Source organism: Emcibacter sp. (assembly GCF_048269205.1).
In the GTDB taxonomy this organism is placed as follows: Bacteria; Pseudomonadota; Alphaproteobacteria; order Sphingomonadales; family Emcibacteraceae; genus Emcibacter.
In genome coordinates, this window is record NZ_JBLXJC010000002.1 from 410,789 (window position 1) to 436,393 (window position 25,605).

Here is a 25,605-nt window from a genome sequence, read left to right on the forward strand (position 1 = left end):
AAGACTCGGAAAAAGGAAAATTTTCCCATAGGGGGGCGGAAAGAAAAAAAGCGCCTAGAGGCGTTCCGCCAGATCACCGAGAAGTTTTTTGATTTCGGTGTCTTCGGGCTCGAATGCGAGCCCCAGGAAACCATCATCCTGCCAGGCAATCTTGGCATTGATGGTCCATTCATTCCTGATTTCAACGACCACATCGGCCCCTGTTTTTAGCGGCAGGTCAATTTTAAGCTTGGCGCCCTTGAGCGAGACATTATAGGCAAGACAGTCGAAGCTGTGATCACCGACCTTTAGCACGGATTTCCATAACACCGGTTGTCTGCGCCTGGTGCGGCGATTTTCGTCAGCATCTTGTTTTGATTCAGGCATGTCTCTGTCTACCGCAGTTAATCAGCGCATTTGCACATTCGATGTTAGGTTGAATACTAGGCAGTCGCATAAATATTCGCAAGAGTAAAGGTACGGCTCGCGGGCCAGAGCAGGCCCTGCTCCCATACCGCATATAATCAACTGAGACCGGTCGCAAGGGAACCGAGTGTGTTTCGAACAGCTTCAGGTTCATCATCAAAACGCAGACCGACAAAACCATCGGCTGACCAGATTACACGGGCCGCCTTTTTCAGCTTGCTTTTGAGCTGCACATAGACGCTTGCTCCCTCGTCAAGTGGCAGGTCCACCTTGACGCGGACACCGCTCAGTGAAAGATCATAGGCGGTACAGTCAAACCTGTAACTGCCCACGTCAAGTCTGGCCGGCAGCAGAACCGTGCGGCGGTTATGCTGTCTCATGGTACTCAGAATTGACCTTACGGCCTTGCCCTGCATTACATCACCTCAAAGTAATTTGGCGCAAAAAGATATTACAATAGTATTTTATTCAAAGTTAATATCTCGTTAAGTTTTGCGCAAAAAAACACGTCGATCTGGGAAATACTGTCGCAGGCCAGGTAAAAAGCTCTGAACAAGCCAAGAAAAGGGAAATAAATCGCCAGACGGCCTGTAAGCCGGGTTCTGTTCACCGGTTTCCCGGATCGATGACCATTCATCTGGGACAACTGTTGCCAGCTGCCTCCTGCAATCAACCCGAACAACACCCCGAAAGAAGGCTGCCCGGCCGAAGCCGGAACATGTCGTTCCTATTTGATCTTGCACCCGGTGGGGTTTACCCTGCCCTTCCTGTTACCAGGAAGGCGGTGCGCTCTTACCGCACCCTTTCACCCTTACCCTTTGACAGGCGGTTTGCTTTCTGTGGCACTTTCCCTGGAGTCGCCTCCGCCGGCCGTTAGCCGGCACCGTCCTTCCGTGGTGCCCGGACTTTCCTCTGCTGAATAAGCAGCGGTCATCCGGCCGTCTGGCACGGGCAAATTACCTCTTTTCTCGAGGAAATCGCAAGATAATTATGATAAGATATTGAAAAATATAATATATCAGTCCAGGCCTACGGCATGTTCGCCAAGCATTCTTCTGATCGTGTCCGGTTCATCAATAAACTCGAGTCCAATAAAACCGGAAGAATGCCAGACCACACGGGCATCCATTTTCTGCATATCCCGGATTCTGACCTTTACCACCGCTTCTGTAGCCAGAGGTAAATCCAGTTTCATCCTGAATCCACCAAGAGAAATATCATACAAGGTGGCCTTGAACTCATGAGGTCCCACGTAAAGTACGGCGGGCCAAACTACCGTACGCCTTTTGAACATGCGCATGCAGTTCAATCCCTCTTTTATTTTCTCAACACGTGGTACATCCATTTCCTGTGCTGCTCCAGGCATTTAAAACTCCCCCCTCAATTATCGGTAGCCTATTTTTCATTGCCCCGAATGTAGCTCGAAAATATTGATAAAGTTCTAATGACGGAGACTTGCGCGCACTTTTTTTATGGGGCACAGTGTGACAGTAATGATATCCAGAAGCGGCGGAACGCAATAATGAATGTGAATACTATCCTGTTGAAAACCCTAGTCTTGTTTACCCTTATTCTTTCTGTCAGCGCCTGTTCTGATGATGATGACCTGGTCTATGACGCCGGTCCTGCGGGCCCGGATACGGAACAGACCCTGAAAAGCCTGCCGGACGGACTTGTGCCCGATAGAGAGAACGCACGTCACTCCGGCAACTAGGGCCGGGTCACGGATCACAGGATTTCAGGACAGGCTTTCCTTTATCCCGAGAAGGAACTTGAGGCGCGCAAAGCTCTGCGCATCCGGCTCGCCTGAAAAATCCTGCGGGCGGAAATGTCGCTGGAAGGCGGACAGCACGGTTCTGGTCTGCTCATCCAGTTCGCCGGTCAACCGAATGCCATAGCCAAAATTCTGCAACTTTCGCTGAAATTCCCGGACATTCGGCAATTCACTTTCATCGGACAGGTCCGGCCAGACACCGACCCCCTGCCCGGCCAGCCACTTCCAGTCAAACAGCTCACCCGGATCGATCTTGCGCGTCGGCGCCACATCGGAATGTCCCAGCACATGCCAGGGTTTGATCTGATGGCGTTCCAGAATTCCCTTTGAAAGTTCGGCGAGGCTCAGCATCTGTGCTTCTGGAAATGGCCGGTAATCCCCTTTGTAGCCCGGATAATCATGACCCGGATTGACAAGTTCGATTCCGATGGAAAGGCTGTTAATATCAGTTTCCCCTTCCCAGTCTGACACTCCTGCATGCCAGGCCCGCATCTCCTCCGGCACCAAGCTGTGAATCCGGCCGTCTTCCATGATCAGATAGTGGGCACTGACCCTGGCTTCCCCATCCCTGAGGCGCGCCAGAGCCTCTTTCCCGCTGGCCATGCCGGTATAATGCATGATCAGGAGGCGAGGTTCCGCCCCGTCCCGCCGTTCGTCAAAATTGGGGGACGGACTCTGTATGATCTTCGGTGTTGTCATGGCCCCACTATCCCCGGTGAGTCGGCAAACATCAAGCCTAAATCAGGCCAAAGTCAGGGTAAAAGCGCCTTTGCCATCTTGCGGTTTCTGATCCAGTCCCGGTAATGGATCAGGCCAATCCCGGAAAAGGTCACTGTGCAGCCCAGCAGGAACCTGACGGTCAGCACCTCGTCCAGGAAAATCACCGCTGACAGCGTGGCGAACACCGGCACCAGCAACAGAATCGGAGCGATATGCGCCACCGGATGGCGTTTCAACAGGAAATTGATCCCGCCATATCCGACAATGGACGACAGTGCCGCGGTATAGAGCAACATGCCCCAATGCAGGCCATCCAGTTCCACCAGCTCCCTGACCTGGCCTTGTTCGAAAACAAGGCTCAGAGTCAGCAGGATCGGCACACTGTAAAAAGCCGTCCAGGCCTGGGTGGTGAGAACACTGACCCCCTTGAGGGACCGCATCAATATCGTGCCGATGGAATAGAGTGACGTTGCCAGCAAAACCACCAGAATTGCAATCCCTTCTCCGGCAATGGCGGGATCAAATGTGATGATTAAAATGCCTGAAAAGGCGATAACGATCCCTGCACCACGCCAGATGCTGAGCTTTTCATCAAGGAAAAAATGAGCCAGGATCAGGGTGATGGGAATGTTGGCCTGAACCATGACCACAATGGCAGACACTTTGCTCGCCAGTTCCAGCGCCATAAAGGTACAGCCGAAATGAAGCCCGCCGATACAGATACCAATGAGCGCAAGATGCTTCATCGCCCCCTTGACCACCCGCAGCCAGGGCAAAAGCATGATCAAGACAATGGCAAAACGCAGCGTCGCGAACCAGAAGGGGTCGAGCTGTTCCAGCCCGATCTTCATGACCACGAAATTCAACCCCCATACCATGGCGATGAGGACGCCGAATAAAAGGTGGGTTAACGGCACATTTCCCTCCCTCGACTAATAACGTACAGGATCATCGGATATTCCGTTCTTTGGCAATCCGGTCATAGGCTTCGTTGATGGCCGCCAGTTTCTCGTTGGCCACCTCGATAAATTCTTCGGGCACGCCCTTGGCCATCAACAGGTCCGGGTGATGTTCCTTGATCAGCTTGCGGTAGCGGGACTTGATCTCCTGGTCCGTAGCGGTTCGCTCGACCCCGAGCACCACATAAGGATCGCGCTTGTCCTTGCCCAGATGGCTTTCGCGGATACGCTGATAGGTGGTCTGGTCAAAGCCGAACAGACGGGCTACATGTTCAAGGAATTTTTCTTCCTCCGGATGCATAATCCCGTCGGCCATGGCGATATGAAACAGGATATCCAGCAGTTCTTCAAGCACCACCGGCTGGTCCCGGAACAATCGGGCAAGCTGCCTGGCATAGGGTTCATAGCCGGTGGCTTCCTGGCGCGCCAGATCAAACAGGCGGCCCACATTGCGGCTTTCGCTGTCCGGCACACGGAAGGCCTGCCTGAAGACATTTATCTCGTCCCGGGTCACCCGGCCGTCGGCCTTGGCCATCTTGGCTGACAGGGCGATGACACCGATCGTGAAGGTAATTTTCTCGGTCGCCTCGCCCACCGGACCCCCGATTTTCTCTGCCAGTTTTTTTGTTGCCACATGACCGGCGAAGGCGCCAATCAGGGCCCCAATAGGCCCGCCCAGCGCCAGTCCTGCAGCGCCGCCCAGCAATGTACCCCATACAGACACTGGTATATCCTCTGCTTTTTAGTATTTGTCTTTGACACATACCCTTTTATGTCCGGGCTGTCATCAGGGAAAGTCATTACTCTTGATCAGACCCGGTCTTACTTCCTGCATAACCTGTACAAAAAAACGGGCGGCAAAAAGATGCCACCCGCCTTTTCCAGAATTATTAAGTTGTTCTAGAACCTCTGAGCCAGAGTAACCTTGATGTTCCGGCCCGGCTCAACATCATTCAGAACCAGCGGTCCGAATACTGGATGGGTTGTGGCCCCATAGCGTGACGCATGTGATGTATATTGCTTGTCGAACAGGTTATCGACACCGAATGTCAGGGTCATGCCCTCCATAGACAGGGGATTTTCCCAACGTGCCGAAATATTATGAATGGTATAACCTTCCTTGACTGTCCCCAGCGCATCTGTCAGCTCGAACACGGCATCCAGATTATAGTTCAGGGTCAATTGCAGATCAGGCACTTCATAGGTCACATCAAATCCAAGGGTATCCCCCACTTCACGCAGATTTTCACCAAGAAGGGAGGTATCAAGACCTTCGTTATCCAGTTCAGAGGATGAATAGGTCAGCAATACATCAAGACCGTTGAAGACCAGTCCGGCACTTGCTTCGAAACCGTTGATTTTCGCTGTGCCGATATTTGCATCCCAGACATCGCCTGTGGCGCTGCCAGGAACGGAAACAGAGGCGATATAGTCATCAATATTGGTCCAGAAGAAGTTGGCGCCGGTATAAAGCTCAACATTTTCAATGGTTGTGCTGTAACGGAAACCAACTTCGATATTGTCCCCTGTTTCAGCTTCCACGTCCGGGTTAACAACCCGGTTTGCACCAGACCCGGTGAAGACCTCGGCCAGTTCCGGGCCACGGAACAGTGTGGTATAGCTCGCCAGAAGGCTGAGGCCATCAACGACCTTAACTTCGCCGGCGATACCAAAGGTCAGTTCATCCCAGGAACCTTCGGAATCAAGCTCTTCATAATTGACCTTATAGTCGTTATAGCGCAGGCCCGGGCGGATGATGAAACGTTCACTGATGGTCATTTCATTTTCCAGGAAAATCGCCAGGGATTTTGCATCTTCCTTGATGGCCGGAACACCACCAGCCACATCGGATACATATTCGAGATTCTGGTCAAAATATTCCAGACCATAATTCAGGCTGTGAACAACCGGACCTGACTCAAATGTTGAATTGGCCAGGATATAGGCGCCATAGTTGTCCGCATCGGCCTGTTTGAAAGTTCCGGCACTCCGAGGAATGGCCGGATTGGTTTCATCGCGCCACAGGGACATGTCATTCATGTAAAAGGTCGCGCTGAGCTGCAGATTTTCCTCCAGATCAAGGGAGTAAGTGGCATTGATGGTCTTGCGCTCATATTCTGTCGGCAAGAGGATATCACCGGTAATGGCGGCGTTGGTCCGAACGCCCATATCCGGACGCTGGGTGTAATCCCCTTCATCGGAAAGCTGGTCAAAACTGACTTCAAAGCGCTGATTCTCCGTCAGATCTACACCCACTTTCAGCATCAGGTCCTGGGTGGTGCCATCACTGCCGATTGTCTCCACACCTTCGCCGTCTTCGAAATTATCCCGGTCGATATAGTTATAATAGGCAAGCACATCCACCCGGTCGGAGACACGGCCATACAGGGTGCCGGAAAAGCTGAGCTGGGCATTGCTGTTATAGCCACCGCTCACACGGCCACCGATACGGTCGCTTTCATCTTCCAGAAGATCACCGGCATCCTTGGTGACAAAGCGAACCGCACCGCCCTGGCCGCCGTCAATCACGGAGGTGGCCCCGAGCTGCAGGTCTGCGGATTTCAGGATATCCGGGTTGATCAGCAGGTTACCCATGTGATGATAGAGATAGTTGGTCTGCAGCGCGCCGTCGATATAGACATTCAGGCGACGGTCATCAAGACCACGAATGTTTATCCGGGAGTTAACGGAATGGGTGCCGCCGATTTCGACGCCCGGCAGTTGCCGAAGAAGGTCGCTCAGGTGATCCGCCTGTTTGAGGGCGATTTCCTGTTCCCCAAGATACAGCGAATTGGAACGCACCTGGGTGCCCCATGTCACTACTTCTTCCAGTTCCTTGCCATTACTGTCAACATAGGCCTCTTCAGCACCGGCTGTAGTTGCCAGCGCGGCAGCCAGGGCAATGCCACTGACGGATAAAAGAACGTTATTTCTTTTCGTGGTAACAGACATATCTCTTCCTCTCATATATGCTATTTATTTTGCGAGTTAATTGCATCTAGCAGATAAAAGCGCCCCATGAAAGAAGAAAATGAGAATTATTATTAAAAATAAACAGAGCAATTTTACAGCGCCATTATTGCGTGACAGGACTTAAATCCATCATTTTCGAAAGCCCCGGGGTGATGAAAAAACCGCCGCCGGACACCTGAAAAAGAGCCGTCAGCCCCTGCTCTTCTGCGATCGTTTTGCCCTTCGCCGCCTCAAGGGAAAAAAGAGCCGTCGCCCAGGCATCAGCCCACATACAACTGTTGTGAAAAACAGTCACCGAAGCAAGTTGACGATCATGATCACAGGTGTTTCTGATGATATGGGACATTCTGTTTCCGCCTGTTGCGAGAAACCTGTTGCTGTTACCGGAGCTGGCCACCGCCAAGCCGTGTAATGCGGCAACAAATACGTCCTCGCCTCCAGCAACAGTTTCTACATCAACCCACCAGGGGGTCCTGTCCGCCTTAACCCCGCGCCCGACATATTCGCCGCCAATTTCAACCAGGAAATTTTGAATGCCGCATTGTTCCAGTATTTCCGCCATGCCATCAACCACATACCCTTTGGCAATGGCCGACAGGTCCAGCATGACATTCCCGGACTGATGCAACTGCCCTGACGAAGCATCCCAGTCCAGGCCCTTCCAATCAGCGGAGGCCTCAACCTGTGGCTGGCCATTGCCGCCCGGGCCGAATTCCAGATCCTTGGTATAACTACCAAGACATGGATTGAACGCCCCGTCCGTCAGGTGCGCCAGCTCCAGTGCCGCAGACAATATGCTTGCGAAACCCTCAGGAATCTCAAATATTTCACCGGCCTTTGCCCGGTTGAAACGACTGATGGTAGAGCTATCTTCCCAGTTACTGAATTCGCTGATTGATTGGGAAAAGAGCTGTTCAAACTGGTCCTGGATATCGCGGTCATCTAACGCGGCATCCCGGTAGAATCTGGCCGACCAGGCTGTCCCCATGGTCTGCCCATTCAAATCTGACAAGACAAAATCCTCAGGCGGCGGCTTGACCGCCCGGGGATCAATCTCTGTCGGGATTATGACATGCTTCCGCTTTATGGCTGTAGCGCCTCAAAGGTCAGGACATAGGAATGAACACGGGTCAGGTCCAGGCCATCTACCTTTTCATTCTGTCCCCTGTGCCCGGTGCTGAGCCAGTAACGGCCAGCCTCGGTCAGGGTAAAGCTGATTTTGCCATCCTTGTCAGTCTTCAATTTCAGGGCCTGCTCGTCATTACGGTAGCGGTCCTGCCCCCGGATCAAGGTTACCTCAAGACCTTCGGCGGCCTTGCCGTCTTTCAGGAAGAGGAAGGATACCTCTTCGCCGGTAAAGACATCGTTGGGGTGGGTTACAGGCTGAATTTCAATCCCGTCCCCTTCGGCCTTGAAAATGTCTGTGGAAGGCGCCCCAAGAGTTACATAGCTTTCGACCCGTCGTTTGACCTGCATGAACCTGGCGTCCTGTTTTTCATGCAGTCCCTGGCCCTTTAACTGCTCCAGGGACCCGCGGCGGCGCAGGGTTTCGCCATTTTCCTTCCACATGACAAAATACATATCCCCCCGGTCGGCAATCCGGTAAGTGCCCTGATGTTTCAATTCCACGTCAAAGGTGGTCCTCATCTTCCCCTGCATACCATTGTTTTTCTCTACGGGGCTTCCGTCCGGCGCCGTCACATGCAGGTCCGCAAGTTGTGGCGCCACATGGTTGGAGAAAAACAGGTTATTGGAGATTGCCGCGTCAACCGTGATCCATTCCTGTTCACCGGACAGGGTGAAGGTGGACGGCAACAGCCAGAATCTGTGTGCCTGGGCACTGGCCAAAGTGGTGAAAAACACCATCAGGGAAATTAAGGTGGTTCTGATCAAAAGTGACATGGCAAACTCTCCTTCGGTTCCGGTGCCTATTCCGGTGATATTTTCAGGGTGACTGACCCCAGCTCAAGACTGCCGCTGACCTGCTGTGCCTGAGGATTGTCCCCCGGCCAGCTAAATGGCAGGCTTAACACTTCCCTGCCCCCCACCTCGCGGGAGGCCTCCACATGCAGCAGATATTCCCCTGCCTCGAGCCCGGCAAAGGGACTGTCCGGTCCGGAAAAGGTCAGATGATGAGTACCCGGCGCCCGGGTGGGGCCTGTTACCCCGTCAATGGGAAGGTCAAGGCTCCGGCCAATACGGCGCCACCACTGGCGCATATCCTTCAGCCACTTGGTGCCTTCCCCCTCCGGGCCATTGTGTTGCTGGTACCAGACGGCCAGGGTACTGACCACTGAATGATCCGGTTTTGAAAGCCAGACAGCCACATAGGGGCGATGATATTCAGCCACCTGCAGACGCGGCAGTTCCAGGTTGATATCAACCTCCGCTGCTTCTGCAGCCTGCAGTGGTGCGCCAAGAAGGCCGAGGCTTGCCAGGGTGATTAATACGCGCATCTTTACTCCCTAGTGAATAAACAGAACAATCAAAAGCAGCGGAAGAACAAACCCCGCTCCAACCACAGGCCAGGTTGCCGGCCGTTTTCCGGCATGTATCTGCAACAGCCACAGGCCAGTCAGGCAGAAAATCACACAGGCAACGGAAAAAACATCAATGAACCAGGCCCAGGCGGTTCCGGTATTTCGACCCTTATGCAGGTCATTCAGATAAGACACAAACCCCCGGCTGGTAACTTCATGGATCACTTCGCCGCTGTTGAGATCTATACTCAACCAGCCATCCCCGCCGGGACGCGGCAGGCCGATATAAACATCCACAGGCGACCATTCGACCTGTTTGCCCGTCACATCAACATCAAGTTCACTCTGCAACCAGGAAACCACATCCCCCGGCAACATTTCCATGTCTTCCGGCTTCGGCGCACCGGCCAGAGACACCAGAAGATCGGCGGGCACAACAGCCGTCTCTTCGCTGGTTACAGGTGTTGAGGAAATCTGGTGAGCATGGTTAAGCGTTATACCCGTGATAGCAAACAAAAGCATACCAACAAGGCAGATAGCGCTGGAAATCCAGTGCCAGGTCCTGACCTGCCGTTTCAACCAGGACCCGTTCCCTCCATTCCTTGCTCGTGCTGACTGGTTTGCCCGTTGCATTCACGCCATCTTTTGCCGTACCAGAGCCGGATAAAACACTGTTCGTCCTGCTTACCGGAAATAAATTATCGCAACGGTTATAAACCATACACCGGCCATTATTGCAAGTGATTATCATTAAAGAAAGCTACCCGGCCCTCGACTTTCAATTGCTCCGGCGCCGCCAGGAAGCTATACTTCTCCCATAGAAAATAAACCGCCGGGGATACTCTCATGACAAGACTTTCAGACCTTAAGGTAACCATGCCGTGCCTTCGGTTAACACCGGGCGCCTTTGTCCTTTCCTTTCTGGCATCTCTGATACTGGCGGCACCCGGCCATACCTCCCCCGCCAAGACACAGAAGGATCAGAACATGATGACCGCCACAGGTGAATTTGATGTCAAACTTGTTCCCCAGGATGACGGGGATTTCAGCGCCGGGCGCCTGACCCTGGACAAAACATTCCAGGGTGACCTTACCGCCACCAGCAAGGGGCAGATGCTGAGCCACAGAAGTACAACAGACCAGACCTCGGCCGGTTATGTGGCCCTGGAGACGGTCACCGGCACACTGGCCGGCAGGAAAGGGAGTTTTGCCCTCCTGCACCGGGGCCTGATGCAGGACGGCGACCAGGAACTGGTGATCATGGTGTCACCGGGGTCCGGCAGCGGCGAGCTGGAGGGTCTCAGCGGCCAAATGGCCATCCGCATTGAGGACGGCAAGCATTTCTATGATTTCGAGTATCAGTTGGGCGAGTGACGCCGAACACCAGATTACTCCACCGTCCAGCGGCAGAAACCTTTTTCGCTCACCTCCGCGCCAAGGTTTTTATAGAATTTAATGGCGCCCCTATTGTCGGTTTCCACTTCCCATTTCATCACCGCCAGCCCCCGGGCTTGGGCCTGCGCACGCGCGTCCCGCATCAGCGCTTTGCCGACACTTTGGCCGCGGAACTTCTCCCACACATAAAGGTCGTCAATCTGCATCACGTCCGCCCCGCGCCAGATGGAGTAATTGACCGTCCAGGAGACATAACCCGCGACCGCGCCGTCCACCTCGGCAAGCAACACCCCGAACCGGGCGGGCTCAGAAGAGAAGCCCGCGCGCCGCAGTTCCTCCTTGCTGGTGGTGACATACTGTTCCTGGCCGTGATGGCGGGCAATGGCCATGATCAGGTCAAAGACAATATCCACATCATCTGACGTGGCTTCGCGGATGGTGAGCATGATATATCCCTCTTTTTTCTATTTATTGATCTATCACTTTGCCACTTTTCTTTCCAGCTGCTAAATCTCTGTCATGAGCAATGACACTCAAAAATGGCAGTTCTGGATCGATCGGGGCGGGACCTTTACCGACATTGTCGCGCGGGACCCGGACGGGATGACGCACGCGAAAAAGCTGCTCAGTGAAAATCCGGAGCAATATGAGGATGCGGCGCTGGCCGGGATACGGCTGTTTTTGGGTCTCGGGCCCGGTGACAAAATCCCTGCCGCCCGGGTGAAAAGCGTCAAGATGGGCACCACAGTGGCGACCAATGCGCTTTTGGAGCGCAAGGGCGACCGTACATTGCTGCTGATTACCAAGGGCTTCAAGGATGCGCTACGCATCGCTTACCAGAACCGGCCCGACCTGTTCGCCCTCAATGTAGAGCTGCCGGAATTGCTCTATGAACGGGTGATCGAGGTGGAGGAGCGGACCGGCGCCGACGGCACCCTCATCACGCCCCTGAACCTCTCTGACCTGGAGCCGCAACTGGTGGAGGCCCAGACAAGCGGCATTCATGCGGTTGCCATCGTCTCCATGCATGGCTACCACTATCCCGAACATGAACAACAGATCGCCACGCTCTGCCGGGAGGCGGGGTTTACCCAGATCAGCATGAGCCATGAGGTGAGCCCGCTGATGAAGCTGGTGAGCCGGGGCGACACCACCGTGGTCGATGCCTATCTTACCCCGGTATTGCGGCGCTATGTGGACCGGGTGCAGGAGGCCCTGGAAGGCGTGCCGCTTTATTTCATGCAGTCCAGTGGCGGCCTTGCCCATGCGGACCATTTCCAGGGCCGGGATGCGATCCTGTCGGGTCCGGCCGGCGGCATCGTCGGCGCAGCCAAAACTGCCGAACAGGCGGGTCATGCAAAAATCATCGGTTTCGACATGGGCGGCACAAGTACCGACGTCACCCACTACCGCGGCGAGTATGAACGCAGCTTCGAGACCAAAGTGGCGGGCGTACGCATGCGCATCCCCATGATGCATATCCATACGGTGGCCGCAGGCGGCGGCTCGGTCTTAAGCTTTGACGGCAGCCGCTTCCGGGTCGGACCGTCGAGCGCCGGGGCCAACCCTGGGCCTGCCGCCTACCGGCGTGGCGGACCGCTGACGGTGACCGACTGCAATGTGCTTTTGGGCCGTATTTCGCCGGATCAGTTCCCCCATGTGTTCGGGCCCGAGGCCAATGAACCCTTGGACCGGGAGATGGTGGTGCAGCAGTTCGAAGAGATGCAGGCGGAGATGGAAGCCGCAGGCCTTGCGCGCCAGAGCATCGAGGACATGGCCGAGGGCTTCCTTGCCATTGCCGTCGAGAATATGGCCAGCGCCATCAAGAAAATCTCCACCCAGAAGGGCTATGACGTCAGCGGCTATTCGCTCGTGAGCTTCGGCGGCGCAGGCGGGCAGCACGCCTGCCTGGTGGCCGACCGGCTCGGCATGAAGAAAGTGTTCCTGCATCCGCTGGCGGGCGTCTTGAGCGCCTACGGCATCGGACTTGCCGACCTGGGGCATATTTCCGAGGCGGCGCTGGAACTGCCGCTGGACGGGGAACACATGCTGGAAATTGAGGCCACTGCTGAGAAGCTCGCCCATGAGGCCCGGGAAGAGCTCACCCGGCAGGGCGTCCTGGACATGGACTGCGCCGTCACCTTAAGGGTCAAATACCGGGGCAGCGACAGCACCATTCCGGCACCTCTGGCCCGGCTTGAAGATATACGCACCAGCTTTGAGGAACGGCATAAACAGCATTTCGGCTTTACCAGCCCCGGCAAGGAGCTGATCGTGGAATCCCTATGCGCCGAGGCCACCGGCGGCGGCGAAGCGCTTGGCGGCGCGAGCTTCACGCCCGCCGGAGACATCCCGGCCCGCACGATGCGCAAGATATATATAGGCGGCAAGTGGCTCGAGGCAACCGTCCTCCACCGCGATGACCTCCGGGGCGAAAAGATCATGGGCCCCACCGTGATCCTGGAGGAGCTCGGCACCAACCTCGTCCCCGCGGGCTGGCAGGGGGAACTGGACGACCACGGCAATCTGGTGCTGGAACGCATCAAAGAACTCAGCCGCACCCAGGCCATCGGCACCGGCGCCGACCCGGTGATGCTGGAGATTTTCAATAACCTGTTTATGTCCATCGCTGAGCAGATGGGCGCGGTGCTGGAGAATGTCGCCCATTCAGTCAATATGAAGGAGCGGCTCGATTTCTCCTGCGCCCTGTTCGACACTGAGGGCAACCTAGTCGCCAATGCGCCGCATATGCCGGTGCATCTCGGCAGTATGGGGGCCAGCGTCCAGGCGGTGATCCGCGCCCGGACCGGGACCATGAAGCCGGGCGATGTTTATGTGTTGAACGATCCCTATAACGGTGGCACTCACCTGCCGGACATAACTATCATCAGCCCCTATTTCGGCGATCAGGCGGAGCCGCTATTCTATCTCGCCACCCGCGGCCACCATGCGGACATCGGCGGCCTCACCCCCGGCAGCATGCCGCCGCTCTCAAGCTCCATCGACCAGGAAGGCATCCTGTTTGATAATTTCCAGCTGGTGCAGGACGGGGAATTCCGGGAACAAGACCTGACCCGGCACCTGAAAAGCGGTCCCTACCCGGCCCGCAATGTGAGCCAGAATATCGCCGACATGAAGGCCCAGATCGCCGCCAACGAGAAAGGGGTGCGCGAGCTCGACCGCATGATTGCCGAATTCAGCCTGCCCGTTGTGAAGGCCTATATGGCACATGTGCAGGACAATGCGGAGGAAGCGGTACGCCGGGCGCTGGACAAACTTTCCGACGGCAGCTACGATTATCCGCTCGATAATGGCGCGGTGATCCGGGTCAGGGTCAGCATCGACCGGACCGCCCGGCGCGCCAGCGTAGATTTCACCGGCACCTCAGATCAGCTTGCGAGCAACTTCAACGCCCCGCTCGCCATCTGCCGCGCCGCGGTGCTTTATGTGTTCCGCTGCCTGGTCGATGACGACATCCCCATGAATGAGGGCTGTCTCAAGCCGGTCGATATCATCGTGCCGGAAGGCAGCATGCTGAACCCCCTGCCGCCAGCCGCAGTGGTGTCCGGCAATGTGGAAACCAGCCAGTGCATCGTCGACAGCCTGTTCCTGGCGCTCGGCGTCATGGCGGCAAGCCAGGGCACCATGAATAATTTCACCTTCGGCGATGACGAACTGCAATATTACGAGACTATTGCCGGCGGCATGGGCGCTACAGCCAAAGGCGACGGCCAAAGCGCGATCCAGACCCATATGACCAATTCACGCCTCACCGACCCGGAGGTGCTGGAATGGCGCTATCCCGTACTGCTGGAGGATTTCCATATCCGCCAAGGCAGCGGCGGTAAGGGCGTGCACAAGGGAGGCGACGGCGTGGTGCGGCGGATCAGGTTTTTGCAGGACATGCAGGCGGCGATCATTTCCAACCATCGCCTGATCCCGCCCCCGGGGGTCAAGGGCGGTGATGCTGGCGCAGCAGGCCTCAACAAAGTGATCCGCGCCGACGGCACCAAGGAAATCCTCGGCCACGCCGCCGAAACCGACATGCATCCGGGCGACCAGTTCATTATCGAAACCCCCGGCGGCGGGGGATATGGGGAAGGCTAGAACCGACTACGGCAGGAACCGGTAATGGCCGGTGATGGCCTGTGCACCAAGCACATCCTCCACTTCCGGGCCGTTTTCCGCGTCATGGACCACCATGGGCGTGCCGTCAGCGGATGTATCGGCTATAACAATGCCGATGTGAGTGTGATTGCCGGAGACTGTCCAGGTTACCAGGTCGCCGGGCTCATAATTACCGGCTGACAGTTCAAAACCATTGCGTTTGAAATAGGTGGCAAGACTGGTGACTTTACGCTCCTCAACCCCGGTGGCGGCAAAACCCCAGTCGTCGGGATAGTCACCCCGGGCCTGTTCCTTGTCCGTCTGCACCAGTTGTTCAAGGTCGATGCCCTGGGCCTGATAGGCATGAATCACCAGTTCGCTGCAGGCACCTGCATGGCCCAATGCCTCCTGGGTTGAATAGGCGACCTGGCTTTGCGATGCCCCAGAATCCTCAGCAGCACCGAGGGCCCGGGCGGAACCGGACATACCGATCATCGCCGCGACAGACATTGACAGACACAAGAGGGATTTCACCTGCATTTCACTATTCTCCCTTATACTCCCGATTTCTTTTTTTTAAATTTGTATGACATTCTGCCCTTTCCGGACAGAAGAATCAAGATTTTACGATCTTTCCCGTCCCGAAAAAGCATGCTAGGGTTGCCCGAAACAAGAAAATTTCACTCCAGGGGATCGGAAATGAAAAGCATAAAAACACTCGCGGGGGCGCTTGCTCTCGTTCTTCTCACATCATTCAATGCACTTGCCAAAGACAGCTACCGGATCATCCACGCAGGCAAATTGCTGGCGGATACCAGGGAAAATGTCAAAAACGAACAGACCATCCTGATTAGAAACGACCTGATTGCCGCCGTGCGCAACGGTTACCTGACCGCTGCCGATTTTGACGGCGTGGAAAAGGCGGAAATCATTGACCTGAAGACCAGGTTCGTGATGCCGGGCATGATCGACAGCCACACCCATGTTACCGGCGAACTGGGCAAGGCCAACCTGCTTGAGGAAGTGACCAACACGGAAGCCGACGGCGCCATTCATGGGGTGCTCTATTTAAGGCGCATCCTGGCGGCGGGTTTTACCACCGTTCGTAATGTGGGCGGCCCCCGGAACGGCATTTTTGCGCTCCGGGACGGCATTAACGATGGGTACATTGACGGCCCGCGCATCCTGGCCGCAGGCTATACCATCTCCCCCCTTGGCGGGCACGGGGATTCAAACGGATTCCGGGAAGGCGTACTACACCCCAGCAGCGCCATCTGCAACGGTGCTGATGATTGCCGCCGGGCCGTCCGCCAGCAGATTAAATTCGGCGCCGACGTAATCAAATATGTGGCCACCGGCGGGGTGCTCAGCAACATTGCTGCCGGCACAGGCCAGCAGTTCACCGATGAGGAACAGAAGGCCATTGTCGAGACTGCCCACAGTATGGGCCGCAAGGTGGCCGCTCATGCCCATGGCACCGGTGGCATCAATGCGGCGCTCCGGGCCGGAGTCGACAGTATCGAACACGGCACCTACCTGGATAAGGAAAGCATCAAGCTGTTCCGCAAGTCCGGCGCTTATCATGTACCGACCATACTCGCTGGCATTACGGTCAAGGAAATGGCGGAAAACACCGACGAACTGACCGCCGCCCAGAAGAAAAAGGCGCTGCAGGTGGGGCCAGCCATCATGGATGCCCTGACCAGGTCCTACAAAGGCGGGGTAAAGATCGCCTTCGGCACCGACAGCGGGGTGAGCCGCCACGGCGTCAACGGCCGGGAGCTTGAGCTTATGGTCGAGGCTGGTTTGCCGATACAGGCGGTACTGATCACCGCCACCGTCAATGCGGCCGATTTGCTGGGTATTTCTGACATAACCGGGGTGATCCGGGAAGGCATGAGCGCCGATATCATTGCTGCCGATGGCAATCCGCTGGAAAATATTTCTACCCTGAAAAAGCCTGTCTTTGTCATGGCCCGGGGCAAGGTCTTTACGGGAGGGGAGTAGAAAGATGCCGCCGAAACCACCCTATTATGCCGTGATTTTCACCAGTCGCCGCTCACTGGAAGACGACGAAGGCTATGCCAAAATGGCGGAAGCCATGGAGGAACAGGCCCGGAAACAGCCCGGCTTTCTGGGGATTGAAAGCGCGCGCGACCCGGAAACCCGGTTTGGCATCACCGTCTCCTATTGGAAAAACGAAGACTCTGTAAAAGACTGGAAGGAAGTCACCAGTCACAAACTTGCCCAGAAACTGGGGCGGGAAAAATGGTATGAAAGCTATACCACCCATGTGGCAAAGGTGGAACGGTCCTATGGCTTCGGTGATGAGGGTTAGAAACTGCGCCTAGAAGGGCCAGAGCCAGAAACCTGAATCGAGATCGTCCTCGCAGCTTTTGAGCTGTGCGGCATAGGTTTTCGCATTGCGCTCCACCTTGCGGGCCACCTTGACCAGCCAGCCTTTCTTTTTATATGTGCCCCTCTTCCAGCCGCCGTGGCCCTCGTGATAGGCCAGATACTGGTTGTAGGCATCCCATTTGGAGATGCCCAGGGTCCGCTGGGTCACATTGGTGTACCAGCCGACAAAATCCACCGCATCGCCGAAATCGTCGCGGCTCGCACCCCTGTTGCCGGTTTTCTGTTTATACCAGTCCCAGGTGCCGTCCTTGACCTGGGCATAGCCGTAGGCAGAGGATTTGCGCCCCCAGGGGATAATGCCGAGGATATAGTTGCGTTCTGTCTTGGCGTCATGCTTGAAACTGGATTCCTGGCGGATAATGGCCAGTTGCACATGAATCGGCGTGCCATAGCGCTTGCGGGAGGCCTTGGTGGCCTTGTACCAGCTGCTTTTTTCCCGGAATATCTCGCAACTATTGGCCACATTGCGCGGCGGCGTGGTGGAACAGCCCGCCACCGTCATCAGAACCAGAGCCGCTAATATAATCCTGATCAATGCCAAATTCTCCATGTCCCCCAAATTAACAATCTCCCCCCAAAGAATCAAAAGAACATGGCGCTGTCAAGGCATAGGGGCCCGGAAAACCGTGAAACCGCAAAAATGCCGGTCTCCCGAGCAGGAAACCGGCTAAAGTCTGTTTTCTTTTCTGTCCCGGCCGTTTCAGGCGAGAAACAACAGTTTCTTAACGGGACTTGATATCGATGGTGCGTTTTTCAGGTTCCTGGACCTCTGTTTTCGGCAGCACGATGGTCATCACACCCTTGTGGAAATCCGCATGGATGGCGTCCGGGTCCACATTGGACGGCAGGGTAAAGGAACGCTGGAAAGAACCGTAACTGCGTTCCGTCAGATGGTAGTCCGTTTTCTTTTCTTCCCGTTCTTCTTTCTTTTCCCCCTTGAGGGTCAGCACATTGTCCTTGAGGCTGAGCACCACATCCTTTTCCTCAAGTCCGGGAAGCTCGATGGAAATTTCGAAGGATTCGTCGGTTTCGGTGATGTCCGTGCTCGGATTAAGGGAAAACTTGCCCACATTCAGCGGGCGATGAAAGAAAGTTCCCCAGCCCCGGCCATAGTCGCCGAAAAGCTGGTCAATATCCCGGCGCAGGCTGGTCAGGGGATGAAAAAAAGAAGACTCTTCCGGGCTACTCTCCGGCACTTTGGTTTCGGTCACTTTGTCGGTCATTTGCAACCTCCTTGCCTTAAGTTGATAAGCAGACGGAGTCTATCATCTGCGGGCAAGGCGTGCATTGACGGGGGTCAAATTTTTAATTTTATTTTTGCCCAATCAATAATGCTATTCAAGCTAACCGGACCGAGCAACAATTTTAATAACCTCGTTCAGATAGGACATTGCCGCCTGGGCTGTTTCCGGACTTTCTGTTTCCTCCTTAAAAGCCTTTCCAAAAGTTGCCTTTCTTATGACAAGTTTAACCCCGTGGCCAATTCCGCCGAATATCTTCTTCACGAATTTTTCAAGACTCGATTTGACTTCATGAGCGCTCTCGAGCGTATCCTCAAACTCATCACTCTCAAACGCGGTTTCGCTTAAATCTCCCACAGAAATTTTATCCATCCTATCAGCAACATAAGACATTTCATGAGTCAACCAGATCACTTCTGCACTTCTCTTCTCTTCATAAAAAACAATGTACTGCTGCAGTCGGCTCTGTAAAAAATACAGAAAAACGTGATCAGTTATAAAACCAGTCGCCTGGCCAACGTCCTGCCGAATAAGCTCTTCATGTTTCCCCTGGCCCTCAAGGCGTCCACACATCAACCGTTCCAAAGTTGTAAAGAATTTCTGCCAATATGCAGCAAATTCCACAACCACTGGACTAAAAGGCGCGATTTCCTGAGGCTCTGAAGGTTGTCTAACGGTGTCATACCCTGGACTCATTATCACCTCCCAATAAATTGGTTTCTGGAATCACAAGATAATACCACCTTCAAGGGTGCATTGAATAAAAATACGCCTTTAAAGAAACGCTCCCATCAGACATCACCATAAAAAAAACCGGAAAGCCCAAAGACCTTCCGGTTTTTCAAATTTTCTTTATGAAGGCTAAGGCAGTGGCCTTAGTGCACCCGTTTGTCCAGACCCTCGATGCTTTCTTTCAGAAGCGCATCCTGGTCTTTCTTTTTCAGGTTTTGCGCAATCAGCTGGCGAGCAGCGGAAGTCGCCACATCGGCAGCCAGACGCTGGATTTCCTTAACGGCACCGGCTTCCATCTGCTGGATTTTCTGACCGGCCAGACGAGTCCGGCGATCAATCATATCCTCGATATGCTGACGGGATTCCTCGGTCAGGATCTTTGCCTCAGCTTCGGCATTGGCCAGAAGATCAGCAGCTGTTTTTTCAGCTTCATGCTGGTCCCGCTGATATTTGGCCAGCAGGGCAGACGCCTCTTCCCTCAGGGTGCGGGCATTATCCAGCTCTGCCTCGATGGCCTGGGATTTTTCATCCAGCATCCTGGCAAAGATTTTATGCACGCCTTTCCACACTATCAGAACAAAGAACACAGCCACCGCAGCATCCACCCATACGGAAGGATCCTGATACCAATGCGCATAACCGCCATGAGCGTCGCCATGGGCCTGCTCGGTAGCATGCTCAAGTTCGTTTACAGGATCAGCCATTTGCCTTCTCCTTCACAGCCATGGCAAGCTTGCCTTCAACTGTCTTGCTGACGGCAGCATCGTCAAGTTCCAGTTTGGCGACGCGGCTGAGGATATCCTTGCAGAGATCTGCAGAAACGGCACGTACATCATCCAGGGCTTTTTCCTTGGCAGCACGGACACGATCGGCCGCTTCATCCGCCTCGGCATTGAGCTTCTGGCTCAGTTCGTTGTATTTCGCTTCAACCTCGAGCTTGATTGCCTCCCGCCGGGAAGCAATCGTTGCCGTGGCGTTTGCCCGGGCTTCCTGCAACGCCTTTTCATAGGCGATGCGGGCTTCCTCTGCCTCACGCTGCAGCTTTTCAGCCTCTTCCAGATCGTTGGCAATGCGGTTCTGGCGTTTTTCCAGAACGTCGGAGACCTTGGGCACGACGCTGTAGTACATAATCAGGTACAGCACCGCGAACACGATCGCCAGCCAGAAAATCTGCGGGGCAAATACTGCCGGATCTAATTGTGGCATTGTCTTCTCTCCTTGATCCTTTTTGCGGGATCAGGCCTGTTTGTATTTAACCGGTTTGGTGTTGGTATCGGTTATACGAACAGGATGATGAAGGCAATAACCAGACCGAACAGACCGGTCGCTTCAGCAAGCGCAAAGCCCAGCATGGCCTGACCGAAAACCGGGCCGGCAGCGGAGGGGTTGCGGATGGCTGCGGAAACATAGTTACCGAAAATTGTACCGATACCGATACCTGCACCAATCAGAGCAGAACAAGCCAGACCGGCACCAATCATTTTTGCAGCTTCGACTTCCATTTTAAATTCCTTTTATTTTCACAAATTAAACCAAATTACAAATTTCAACATGTGCCCTAGTGCATATGCAGGGCGTCATTCAGGTAGATACAGGTCAGAACCGCGAACACATAGGCCTGCAGACAGGCGACCAGCAGTTCCAGACCGGTCAGGATCACAATGAAGGAGAACGGCACCAGGCCGGCAACCCCCAGTACGCCGCCAAGGGCGCCGAGGCTGACCACAAAGCCGCCAAATACTTTCAGCATGGTGTGTCCGGCCACCATATTGGCGAACAGACGAACAGACAGGCTGATGGGACGTGAGAGATAGGAAACAATCTCGATCACGATCAGAAGCGGAAGCAGCGCCAGCGGTGCGTCACCCGGTACGAAAAACTTCAGGAAACCAATGCCGTGCTTGATAAAACCGATGATGGTTACACCGATGAAAACAAACAGGGCCATGGCGAAGGTCACGGCAATATGGCTGGTGACCGTAAAGATATGCAGCCCGGGTACGATATGCGACAGGGGCAGCATGCCGATCAGGTTGGCGAAAAGGATAAACATGAACAGGGTCAGCACGAAGGGGAAATAACGGCGTCCTTCGGCGCCGGCGGTGTCATTGATCATCTTGGCGATGAATTCGTAACACATTTCCACCATCACCTGCCAGCGTCCCGGTACCATGGAAGCCTGACGCATCCCGCCCAGCATGAACAGGCTGACCAGAACCAGCGTCACAACCATGAAAAGAGAGGAGTTGGTGAAAGAAACGTTATAACCGGCGAGTTCCAGCGGAACCATTTCCTGGATTTCAAATTGCGAGAGCGGGCTGGCCACTTTTTACTTCCTCTTCACAGGCTGACTAGCAAGCTAATCAGTTTTTTCACTTTCATGCCCGGCGCCCACCTTATGCAGATCCTGCTGCAATTTTTTGGCCGCCCTGAGCACATTCATAATCCCGGTCGCAATGCCGAGAAATAAAAACACAATCAAAAGCCAGGGACCGGTACCCAGCCATTCGTCCAGAAACAGGCCGAGCAGCAGTCCCATCACCAGCCCGGCAATTAGCTCAGAAACAAGCCGGACTGCCGAACCATAAGCGCTTGCTTTTCCGGGGCCTTGGGACTCTTTGCTTTCGCGAGCCTTTTTGGCCTCCTGCAAGCGGGTGCCCAGGTCTTTCAGAAGCTGATGCCGGTTTTCTGACTGCGGATCTTCGTCAGACACGGGGCAACCCCTCCTTAAAAACCGGACGAAGGACAGGCCTCCGTCCGCACCCGTAAAATTGACAGCAACATAGTTTCTGGCCCCTTACCTGTCAAGTTACAAAAAACGGACATTTATACCCTGAGTGGACATATACAAGCCGTTGGAATGAAAGGATTTTCCAAGTCACAATTTTTCGGGGAGATTTCCGCGAAAAAAAATATTCTAGCCCAGCAAAGAATCTGCCACCCGGTCGCGCATTCTTTCGGCGCTTTCAAGATCCACGGAAACAAGCTGGGAAACACCGCGCTCGGCCATTGTCACCCCGAATAGGCGATGCATGCGGGACATGGTGACCGCGTTATGGGTGACGATCAGGAAACGGGTGGACGTCCTGCCGATCATGCCATCCAGAAGGTCGCAGAAACGCTCGACATTGGCGTCATCCAGCGGCGCATCCACCTCATCCAGCACACAGATCGGGGACGGATTGGTCATGAAGACCGCAAAGATCAGGGAGAGGGCTGTCAGCGCCTGTTCACCCCCTGACAGAAGGCCGAGATTTTGCATCTTCTTGCCCGGCGGGCTGGCCATGATTTCAAGCCCGGCATCCAGCGGGTCGTCGGATTCGGTCAGTTCCAGATGAGCACGGCCGCCACCGAACAGGGTGATGAACAATTCGCTGAAATGGGCATTCACCTCTTCAAACGCCTTGAGCATGCGGGCCCGGCCTTCCCGGTTCAGATCGGATATCGCCTTTTTCAGCTTGCCGATGGCCTGCTCCAGGTCCTCGCGCTCGCTGATGGACGCTGACAGGGTCTTCTCGATCTCCTGCAATTCTTCCTCGGCCCGCAGGTTGACCGCGCCGAGCCTCTCGCGCTCACCCTTCAGGCGCTCCAGCCGGCGATGGCTGTCCTCTGCATCGGGGAAAGGCTGGTCCGGCTCCAGGCCGACCTTCTCGCGAAGGGCCGCAGGCTGACAGCCAAAGTCCTCTTCAATGCGACGCAGCAGGGCCTCTTTCTGGCTCTGATACTGTTCCATGCTTGTTTCCAGGCGGACTTTCTGTTCCCGCTGTTCAGCCAGCCGAGCCTGGACCTCACGGATTTCCTTATCTTTGGTGGCCAGCGCTTCCTCGGCTTCGGCAAGAGCCTTTGCCGCAGTCGAGCGTTCCTCTTCCGCCTCTTCGATCAGGCTGTTGAGCTTGCGACGCTCCTCGACAATCTGTCCCGGCCGGTCTTCCAGCGCCGCCAGTTCATCCCTCGCCTTTTTCCGACGTTCGATCAGGGCGTTCAGATGCTCTTCCACATCCTTGACCCTGAGCTTCCAGGCGCCAAGTTCGGTTTCGATCTGGTCAAGCCGCTCATGGCGGGCAGAGTTGCGGGACAGGAATGAATCATGAGCAAGCCGGGCCTCGGACAGCTCATGGCGCTTTTCCTCCACAATACGGCGCGCCTCGGTGATGTCATTTTCCAGATTGACCGGTTCGGGCAATCCCGCCAGCGCTTCTTTTGCCTGGCGGCGGCGACTTTCCACCTCGTCAAAGGCCTCCACCATGTGACCCAGGCGGTCGCGAAGGGCACTTTCTTCGGACTGGTGACGGGTCGCCTGTTTTTCCGCCTCGGTCAGTTCCCGACGGGCGCTGGCTGCCTTTTCCTCGGCGTCGCGCCAGGTCTGGCGAATTTCGCGGGCGGACTGCTTGGCTTCCTCAAGCTTTTCCTGCATCAGATGCAGCTGTTCCCGCGCATCATGGGTTTCCTTTTGCTTGCGGCTGAGGTCGTCACGTATTTTTTCCAGACGGTTCTTCTGGGAAAGCCGGATGGCCGCAACCCCCGGCGCTTCAGGTGACCGGCACAGGCCGTCCCAGCGCCAGACGCCGCCGGCGCGTGTCACAAGCCGCTGACCGGGCTTCAGGTCCTTCATCAGACGCTGGGCGTCAGCGGCGCTCTCGACAATACCGATCTGGGACAGACGCCGGTCAAGCACGGCTGGCCCAGTCACATGACCGGCCAGACTATCGATTCCTGCCGGCAAGGGCTGCACAGCTTCGAAAGCCGGCAGCTTCTGCCAGTGGATGGGATCACCATCACTTTCCGAGGCTTCCAGGTCCATGTCCAGGGCGGCACCCAGTGCGGTCTCGAATCCTTCGGTAACAGCAATTTTCTCAAGAAGAGGCACCACGCCTTCCTCTGAGGAAGAGGACAGAAGTTCTTCAAGAGCCTCAATCTCCGCATGCAGTTTGGTCTGCTTTGATTCATGGGCCTGCAGGATGGCCCGGGCCTCCTGCTCTTTTTGCTGCCAGTCCTGACGGGAATCTTCTGCCTCGGTGGATTTGGCCCGCTGTATCTGCACGGCTTTTTCGGCTTCCGACAGGCGGTTTTCCGCCTCTGACAGGGCACGGGTAAACAGGTTATTGCTTTCCAGCCGGCCAATCCGTTCCTGGATGGTCTCTTTCTGTTCGTTAAGAGCGGTCAGCCTGTTTTCGGCTTCCTCGATATCCCGGAGAAGGTTATTTTTCTCGGCATTGCGCTGGGCCTGTTTCTGGGTCAGTTCCTCAAGTTTCCATTCGGCCTCCAGGGTTGCGGCCTGACGGACCTTCAATTCCTCGGACAACTGCTCCACACTGTCGGTCTGGTTTTCGATTTCCTGCCTGATCTGCTGCCGTTCCGCGGTCAGGCGCTCGATGGTACCGGCCGCATCGCCGATCACCGATTTTTCCCGGCCTTCGTCCTGGTCAATATGCGCCAACTGGTCGCGAAGCTTATCCTGGGTTTCATGCAAGCGCTGTTCCTCGCCGTCCAACCCGTCGCGGGCCACCACCATACGATGAAGTTTGGCCGCGATTTCCGCCTCTTTCTGCCGCAGTTCCGGCAGTCCGGCGGCCAATACCGCCTGTTCTTTGTTCAGCCGGCCTACCTCGGCGCTGATTTCAGACACCAGTTTCAGAACCTCACGCGCCTCACTTTCGGCCCGGTTCATATTTTCGTCAATGGTTCGCCATTCCATATAGAGGATCAACGCCTGCAAGGCGCGTATTTCCCGGCTGACATTCTTGTATCTTGTCGCCTGGCGGGCCTGATTTTTGAGACTGCGTATCTGTTCCTGCAACTGGATTTCCACGTCGCCAAGACGTTCCAGGTTATTCTCGGCAGACCGCAGTTTACTTTCCGCTTCCTTGCGCCGGGTATGCAGACCGCTGATGCCCGCGGCCTCCTCCAGCACCGCACGGCGCTGTTTCGGCTTGGCATTGATCAGGGCACCAATACGCCCCTGGCTCACCAGGGAAGGCGAATGAGCCCCGGTCGAGGCATCGGCAAACAAAAGCTGCACATCCTTGGCCCGCACATCCTTGCCGTTCAGGCGATAGGCGGACCCGCTTTCCCGCTCGATCCGTCGGGAAATTTCAAGCTGTATCTCATCATTGAAAGCCGCGGGCGCAGTACGGTCCGCATTGTCCAGGCTCAGGGTTACTTCGGCAAGATTTCGCGACGGGCGGGAATCGGTACCGGCAAAGATCACATCGTCCATGCCGGAACCGCGCATGCTTTTGGCGGAGTTTTCGCCCATGACCCAGCGCAGGGCCTCGAGAAGGTTGGATTTGCCGCAACCGTTGGGCCCGACCACGCCGGTCAGGCCTTTTTCAATCACAAGCTCGGTGGGATCGACAAAGGATTTAAATCCTGACAGTCTGAGCCTTGTAAAATCCACCTTC

At 55.3% G+C, this 25,605-nt stretch carries 27 protein-coding genes and 1 other RNA gene; 5 read left to right on the forward strand and 23 right to left on the reverse strand.

The features are described 5' to 3' along the window. Positions 1-54 precede the first annotated feature (54 nt). The 4 genes from ACN0YD_RS10695 to ACN0YD_RS10710 all read right to left on the reverse strand — a co-directional run bounded on the left by ACN0YD_RS10695 (position 55) and on the right by ACN0YD_RS10710 (position 1,771). Entirely contained in the window at positions 55-366 is a 312-nt protein-coding gene (locus tag ACN0YD_RS10695) for a PilZ domain-containing protein (RefSeq protein ID WP_417319594.1), read from the reverse strand. 137 nt (positions 367-503) lie between these two features. Then, positions 504-785, reverse strand: a complete 282-nt coding sequence (locus tag ACN0YD_RS10700; RefSeq protein WP_417319596.1) for a PilZ domain-containing protein — start codon at positions 783-785, stop codon at positions 504-506. Positions 786-980: 195 nt separating this feature from the next. Continuing rightward, positions 981-1,351: RNase P RNA component class A (gene rnpB / locus ACN0YD_RS10705), an RNA gene on the reverse strand. A 72-nt stretch (positions 1,352-1,423) separates the two neighbouring features. Further along, positions 1,424-1,771 (reverse strand): PilZ domain-containing protein, encoded by a 348-nt coding sequence (locus ACN0YD_RS10710; protein WP_417319598.1) that lies wholly within the window; start codon positions 1,769-1,771, stop codon positions 1,424-1,426. 156 nt (positions 1,772-1,927) lie between these two features. Between ACN0YD_RS10710 and ACN0YD_RS10715 the strand changes: the two genes are divergently transcribed. Continuing rightward, a complete protein-coding gene (locus ACN0YD_RS10715) occupies positions 1,928-2,119 on the forward strand; it encodes a hypothetical protein (RefSeq protein ID WP_417319600.1) in 192 nt (63 codons plus the stop codon). 24 nt (positions 2,120-2,143) lie between these two features. Here the strand turns inward: ACN0YD_RS10715 and ACN0YD_RS10720 are convergent, their stop codons facing one another. The 8 genes from ACN0YD_RS10720 to ACN0YD_RS10755 all read right to left on the reverse strand — a co-directional run bounded on the left by ACN0YD_RS10720 (position 2,144) and on the right by ACN0YD_RS10755 (position 9,944). Next, positions 2,144-2,878 carry an N-acetylmuramoyl-L-alanine amidase gene (locus ACN0YD_RS10720; RefSeq protein WP_417319602.1) on the reverse strand — a complete coding sequence of 245 codons (735 nt, stop codon included), beginning with the start codon at positions 2,876-2,878 and terminating at the stop codon, positions 2,144-2,146. Between the two features lie 53 nt (positions 2,879-2,931). Beyond that, positions 2,932-3,816 carry a DMT family transporter gene (locus tag ACN0YD_RS10725; RefSeq protein WP_417319604.1) on the reverse strand — a complete coding sequence of 295 codons (885 nt, stop codon included), beginning with the start codon at positions 3,814-3,816 and terminating at the stop codon, positions 2,932-2,934. Positions 3,817-3,847: 31 nt separating this feature from the next. Beyond that, complete coding sequence (locus ACN0YD_RS10730) at positions 3,848-4,582, reverse strand: TerB family tellurite resistance protein (RefSeq protein WP_417319606.1); 735 nt, start codon at positions 4,580-4,582, stop codon at positions 3,848-3,850. Between the two features lie 176 nt (positions 4,583-4,758). Beyond that, positions 4,759-6,810 (reverse strand): TonB-dependent receptor, encoded by a 2,052-nt coding sequence (locus ACN0YD_RS10735; RefSeq protein WP_417319608.1) that lies wholly within the window; start codon positions 6,808-6,810, stop codon positions 4,759-4,761. Positions 6,811-6,934: 124 nt separating this feature from the next. Further along, the gene (locus ACN0YD_RS10740; protein WP_417319610.1) at positions 6,935-7,843 is read right to left on the reverse strand and encodes an FAD:protein FMN transferase; all 909 of its coding nucleotides are present in this window, start codon (positions 7,841-7,843) and stop codon (positions 6,935-6,937) included. A gap of 71 nt (positions 7,844-7,914) precedes the next feature. Continuing rightward, positions 7,915-8,733: a DUF4198 domain-containing protein gene (locus ACN0YD_RS10745; RefSeq protein WP_417319612.1), complete on the reverse strand. Its 819-nt coding sequence runs from the start codon at positions 8,731-8,733 to the stop codon at positions 7,915-7,917. Between the two features lie 26 nt (positions 8,734-8,759). After that, positions 8,760-9,287 carry a DUF2271 domain-containing protein gene (locus ACN0YD_RS10750; RefSeq protein WP_417319614.1) on the reverse strand — a complete coding sequence of 176 codons (528 nt, stop codon included), beginning with the start codon at positions 9,285-9,287 and terminating at the stop codon, positions 8,760-8,762. A gap of 9 nt (positions 9,288-9,296) precedes the next feature. After that, the gene (locus ACN0YD_RS10755; RefSeq protein WP_417319616.1) at positions 9,297-9,944 is read right to left on the reverse strand and encodes a PepSY-associated TM helix domain-containing protein; all 648 of its coding nucleotides are present in this window, start codon (positions 9,942-9,944) and stop codon (positions 9,297-9,299) included. Between the two features lie 213 nt (positions 9,945-10,157). On the opposite strand from ACN0YD_RS10755, the gene ACN0YD_RS10760 reads away from it, so the two are divergent. After that, complete coding sequence (locus tag ACN0YD_RS10760; RefSeq protein WP_417319618.1) at positions 10,158-10,685, forward strand: DUF3224 domain-containing protein; 528 nt, start codon at positions 10,158-10,160, stop codon at positions 10,683-10,685. 14 nt (positions 10,686-10,699) lie between these two features. Here ACN0YD_RS10760 and ACN0YD_RS10765 read toward each other — a convergent pair whose 3' ends face one another. Continuing rightward, on the reverse strand, positions 10,700-11,152 hold the full coding sequence (locus ACN0YD_RS10765; protein ID WP_417319620.1) for a GNAT family N-acetyltransferase: 453 nt from the start codon (positions 11,150-11,152) through the stop codon (positions 10,700-10,702). A gap of 73 nt (positions 11,153-11,225) precedes the next feature. Here ACN0YD_RS10765 and ACN0YD_RS10770 point away from each other — a divergent pair, with 73 nt between their 5' ends. After that, complete coding sequence (locus ACN0YD_RS10770) at positions 11,226-14,813, forward strand: hydantoinase B/oxoprolinase family protein (protein ID WP_417319622.1); 3,588 nt, start codon at positions 11,226-11,228, stop codon at positions 14,811-14,813. Between the two features lie 6 nt (positions 14,814-14,819). Here ACN0YD_RS10770 and ACN0YD_RS10775 read toward each other — a convergent pair whose 3' ends face one another. Further along, on the reverse strand, positions 14,820-15,353 hold the full coding sequence (locus ACN0YD_RS10775; protein WP_417319624.1) for a DUF1287 domain-containing protein: 534 nt from the start codon (positions 15,351-15,353) through the stop codon (positions 14,820-14,822). A 159-nt stretch (positions 15,354-15,512) separates the two neighbouring features. Between ACN0YD_RS10775 and ACN0YD_RS10780 the strand changes: the two genes are divergently transcribed. Continuing rightward, a complete protein-coding gene (locus ACN0YD_RS10780; protein ID WP_417319626.1) occupies positions 15,513-16,820 on the forward strand; it encodes an amidohydrolase family protein in 1,308 nt (435 codons plus the stop codon). A gap of 4 nt (positions 16,821-16,824) precedes the next feature. Then, positions 16,825-17,151, forward strand: coding sequence for an antibiotic biosynthesis monooxygenase family protein (locus ACN0YD_RS10785; RefSeq protein ID WP_417319628.1), 327 nt, complete (start codon positions 16,825-16,827; stop codon positions 17,149-17,151). Positions 17,152-17,160: 9 nt separating this feature from the next. Here the strand turns inward: ACN0YD_RS10785 and ACN0YD_RS10790 are convergent, their stop codons facing one another. The 9 genes from ACN0YD_RS10790 to smc form a co-directional block, all read right to left on the reverse strand. Continuing rightward, positions 17,161-17,781 (reverse strand): transglycosylase SLT domain-containing protein, encoded by a 621-nt coding sequence (locus ACN0YD_RS10790; RefSeq protein WP_417319630.1) that lies wholly within the window; start codon positions 17,779-17,781, stop codon positions 17,161-17,163. A 172-nt stretch (positions 17,782-17,953) separates the two neighbouring features. After that, positions 17,954-18,454, reverse strand: a complete 501-nt coding sequence (locus ACN0YD_RS10795) for an Hsp20/alpha crystallin family protein (RefSeq protein ID WP_417319632.1) — start codon at positions 18,452-18,454, stop codon at positions 17,954-17,956. Between the two features lie 120 nt (positions 18,455-18,574). Beyond that, the gene (locus ACN0YD_RS10800) at positions 18,575-19,168 is read right to left on the reverse strand and encodes a hypothetical protein (protein WP_417319634.1); all 594 of its coding nucleotides are present in this window, start codon (positions 19,166-19,168) and stop codon (positions 18,575-18,577) included. A 179-nt stretch (positions 19,169-19,347) separates the two neighbouring features. Beyond that, positions 19,348-19,908, reverse strand: a complete 561-nt coding sequence (locus ACN0YD_RS10805; RefSeq protein WP_417319636.1) for a F0F1 ATP synthase subunit B — start codon at positions 19,906-19,908, stop codon at positions 19,348-19,350. After that, on the reverse strand, positions 19,901-20,410 hold the full coding sequence (locus tag ACN0YD_RS10810) for a F0F1 ATP synthase subunit B' (RefSeq protein ID WP_417319638.1): 510 nt from the start codon (positions 20,408-20,410) through the stop codon (positions 19,901-19,903). Before ACN0YD_RS10810 ends, ACN0YD_RS10805 begins: the two co-directional genes overlap by 8 nt. A gap of 71 nt (positions 20,411-20,481) precedes the next feature. Further along, entirely contained in the window at positions 20,482-20,706 is a 225-nt protein-coding gene (locus ACN0YD_RS10815; protein ID WP_321397660.1) for a F0F1 ATP synthase subunit C, read from the reverse strand. Positions 20,707-20,762: 56 nt separating this feature from the next. Further along, entirely contained in the window at positions 20,763-21,530 is a 768-nt protein-coding gene (locus tag ACN0YD_RS10820) for a F0F1 ATP synthase subunit A (RefSeq protein ID WP_417319640.1), read from the reverse strand. A gap of 33 nt (positions 21,531-21,563) precedes the next feature. Continuing rightward, on the reverse strand, positions 21,564-21,917 hold the full coding sequence (locus ACN0YD_RS10825; protein WP_417319642.1) for an AtpZ/AtpI family protein: 354 nt from the start codon (positions 21,915-21,917) through the stop codon (positions 21,564-21,566). A gap of 204 nt (positions 21,918-22,121) precedes the next feature. Beyond that, complete coding sequence (smc, locus tag ACN0YD_RS10830) at positions 22,122-25,601, reverse strand: chromosome segregation protein SMC (protein ID WP_417319644.1); 3,480 nt, start codon at positions 25,599-25,601, stop codon at positions 22,122-22,124. Positions 25,602-25,605 lie beyond the last annotated feature (4 nt).